Here is a 3,831-nt window from a genome sequence, read left to right as displayed (position 1 = left end):
AGCATGAGTCGTAAAGGCAACTGCTGGGATAACGCCGTCGCCGAATCATTTTTCGGTCAGATGAAGAATGAGCTGGACAGAAAGGTCTTCGCGAATCAAGAGGAAGCGAAGTGCGAGATATTCGATTACATCGAAGTCTTTTATAACCGGAAGAGGAGCCACAGTTATCTGGGCTATCTCTCATCGGAGGCATTTGAAACTAAGAAAGTGGCCTGATGGGGTGTCCGAAAAATCCGGTACGATTCAATCAGACGGATCAGGGTTACCGGGCAGGAATGTCTGCTGCGGGACTCATGAGGAGGAAGGAGGAGGAGGCAGGCTGGGTAGACTACTATGGCGACGACGACACATTGGATGACAGGCCTCGGTCTTCTCTTTCTGACTTTGACCCGGAATATATGGCGCAGAAGCTGGCCGAAGCTATGGGCGAACCGCCTGAGGGCGAGCGTATGGGCCAGACGCCGCCGCAGCGAGACCCTCGACTTATAAGGCCATGGATTCGAGAAGGAATGAGTTTTGAAAGTTGGAAACAGAGTAAACTGGCGTCAGGTGAGCTCGTGCAGCGAATAGGAGAGGATGGGAAAACGATTTACTCTCTAATGCCGAAGGACGGAAATCCTACTGCTCGCGGCAATATTATTCGGATTGATTACTCGAAAGATGGGCATACTTTCACGCGTTACATGTATGAAGATACGAATGGTGATGGTCGACTGAATAAGGATGTCCTCATAATAGAGCGCTTCAATACTACTAAAGTAGCCGGAGAGAGCTTGCTTGTGCAGACTGCAAGGATTGACAATAGCGATCGGTTTGATTCAAATACTTTCTCTGTAAGTGATGACGGATCATCGATTTCCTTCACAGCGAAAAAAGGTAGATCCCACTTTCGGTTCGATACCGTAGATGATAATCGGCGACCTACGCAGGCAACATATGCCATCGCATTTTATGAACCACGGGCAGATGGCGAGGAGACAAAGGTTACCAAGCCGGGTGATCTGACGCCTCTGGCCTACATAGAAGTTTACGACCAGGATACAGATCAGTTGCTTGGTCAATGGCACGTCAATGCTCAGACGGGCGAAATGACCTGGTCAACAAAAAATGCTCCTGCTTTAAAAGAACATGAAAATCGAACGATTCAGAGAATCCAAGCAGATGATTTAACCGATGCATGGAAACAGGGGAATAAAGGATTTCATTTGAGGGCAAAATATGATAGCAAAGGCAGATTTATCACAACAGATGAACCGTGGCGGCGAGGTCTTGAATAGTGTGAGGTTGTCCTTTCGACGCCTATACAGAGTTTATTATAGTTTGCTCGTTGCGGTCGTGTTCCTCATGTTTTTGTCGCCGCCTCTACTGGCGCGCCGATTCTGGCCCGAGACGGATTTGCTCCCGTTCAAGAGCGGGAAGCTCTATGGTTATATGGATCGCAACGGGAAGATTATCATCCCTCCACGGTTTCGCTGGGCTGATTTTTTTTATGAAGGACTGGCCGTTGTAGCCGAGGGGACGGAGTGCAATATCCCTCTTGATGACTATATCCTGGAGGATTGCCCGCATGGCTATATCAACAAAAAGGGGCAGTATGTAATCAAGCCACAATTCTACCACGCCTTGGAATTCAGAGGCGGGTTCGCTGCCGTTAGTAGATTTACAAATTTTCGCGCTATTGTCATCAACCGCTCGGGTAACATTGTTGGACTGGAGGGACTCAACTATTTCCTTGAACCATTGGCGAATGGTTATTTTTGCGTAAAACAAGAAATGCAGACAAGAATGGTAGATGGCAAAGGGAAGATGTTTGCATTACCGCAGGGCCTGAGCTATATTAAAAGAGAACCGGGCTGGCCTAACAGATGTCCAGCAGAGGATCTGATACAGGTAGAGGATCAAAGCGGTCGCCAGGGTTTTGTTCATTTTCCTCTTGGAACCGTGGTTATCAAGCCGAGCTATGATAACGTGGGTCAGTTTTCGGAGGGAATGGCTCCCGTAAAGGTTGGTGATCGTTGGGGAGCGATAGATAGGAGCGGTAATATTGTAATCGAACCGCAATTTTCTTATGTCTCAAGTTTTCATGGAGGTGCTGCCGCTGCTTTCGTTCTCGGTGACTCAAAGCTATGTGGTTTGATTGATAGACAGGGGAAATGGATAGTTCAACCTGCATTTGTTCAATGTTCTGACGGATTCGATTTCGGGATGGCATTCTTTAGAGCCTCGGATCAAGAAGGAGAAAAGGACGGTGTCATTGGTCCCTCGGGGAAATGGATTATACCTTTGCAGTCAAGAGACATTGAATTATTAGGGCCAGATTTATTCTGCGTAGATCGATATCCAGAGAATGTGTGCAAGTATCTGACCATCGATGGTAGACTTATAAAGCCTGAGTAAAGTTGTTGTGTCGAGTAGAGTCGGTCAGCCCTGCATGCTTGCGTGTGGAAATGAAAGAGAACTGTCCGGATTTCCGGTGTTCCACGAGGCTGAGATAGAGATGAGGGTAGGCCCCTCGGAGTCTGCTGACAGAAGCTGGTTTCAAACCGCCTCAAGCTGCGATGGTAAAGAGGCATCGTGGTGAACGTTGGAGGAAAGCATGAGAACTCATGCCAGGTAGGAGCAGAAGAGACGAACACCTGTGGTCTACAATAACTCGTCTCATGCTACTTTTTCCATTGGAAAGTATCTGTGATGAAGACCGCGGACTCTCGGAACGGCGATCAACGGTCGGGCCTGAGCCCTGCAGGCTTGCTTGTAGAAATGAAAGAAAGCCGTCCGAATTTCCGGACATGCTGGAAAAGGTCATTTGAGATACGAGAAGAAAGGAGAATCGATAAGGAGGTCAGAGATTTGAGGTCAGTTAACGGCTTGGCTGGGTTATCAGCAGATACCGCAGACCTGATTTCTGTTGATTCCGGTCGGTTCGCTCTCGCCTGCTCGATTTTCTCGCGAAAGAGGTGCTTGTCGGGCATCTTTCCCGCGAGAACGTCATCGGGAGAAAGACCGTAGAGTTGTCCGTGAGGCCGACTGTTAAACTCGAGGCCTTTTCGAGAATTCGGATAACGTCTCCATAAGAGTATGGCTTCTGTGGAAAGAGATACTCGTACTTCATGGTCTTGTTTCCGGCCTCGGATAAGCTGTTAGAAAAGATCACTTCGATCTGGCTGATGATTCGTTGTGGGTGAATCAGGACTCTCGGGTAACGAAAGTAGATTCTCAAGACGAACCCTGCGCCAGGGATCGACAGCCCGAAGAGGGGACCCGCCGTAAGGCGGGGAGTTGCTCGGGCGGAGAGCCCGCCGGTTGGTGGCATGAGCGAATGCGGCAGGCATCGGTAATAACCGGGGCGCCCGCAATGAGTGCTTGATCATTACGCCGACTATGAAGCCAACCAGCAGGCCGTATTCGATCTGGAGTTGCAGCAGAGAGTCAACGTACAGAAAAAGGAGTGGGATCTTCGCGAACAGGAACTGCTCGACCGCCGTCAGGAATGGGAGAGCCGCGTCGCCGCCATGCTCAAGGCCGGCAAACGCTCGTGGACCGACGCCGAGGACCGCTATTTAACCGAATGGCGAGACTGGGAACGAGAATTCGATCGTAAGATAGAAGACGGCAATAAAGAATGGGACGAGCGTATCGCGAAGCACATGGCCGACCGCGAGCAGTGGGAGGTCGACCTCAAGAAGAAGGCCTCAGAAGCGGCCAGCGAAGCCGCATTAACCGAGGTGCTTGGTGGATTCAACACCCAGCTGCAGACGTTAGCCAGTAACGCCGGCATCAGCATGACTCCCATCAATCTCAATGATGCGGTCGAGAAGGCGAAGAGCCAGA

4 protein-coding genes are annotated in these 3,831 nt (G+C 49.9%); all 4 read left to right on the top strand.

Annotated elements, in window-relative coordinates; genetic code table 11:
• Positions 1-216: IS3 family transposase (locus LEPIL_RS00580; RefSeq protein WP_002768910.1), on the top strand; the 216-nt coding region annotated here is incomplete at its 5' end.
• 182 nt (positions 217-398) lie between these two features.
• Positions 399-1,277 (top strand): hypothetical protein, encoded by an 879-nt coding sequence (locus LEPIL_RS00575; protein ID WP_143464871.1) that lies wholly within the window; start codon positions 399-401, stop codon positions 1,275-1,277.
• A gap of 154 nt (positions 1,278-1,431) precedes the next feature.
• Entirely contained in the window at positions 1,432-2,397 is a 966-nt protein-coding gene (locus LEPIL_RS00570; RefSeq protein WP_169314784.1) for a WG repeat-containing protein, read from the top strand.
• A 962-nt stretch (positions 2,398-3,359) separates the two neighbouring features.
• On the top strand, positions 3,360-3,831 hold a 472-nt coding region (locus tag LEPIL_RS00560), incomplete at its 3' end, for a hypothetical protein (protein ID WP_002768904.1).

Source organism: Leptonema illini DSM 21528 (assembly GCF_000243335.1).
Classification (GTDB): domain Bacteria; phylum Spirochaetota; class Leptospiria; order Leptospirales; family Leptonemataceae; genus Leptonema; species Leptonema illini.
Note: the sequence above shows the minus strand (reverse complement) of the source record. Positions and strands in the feature narration are given on the sequence as shown.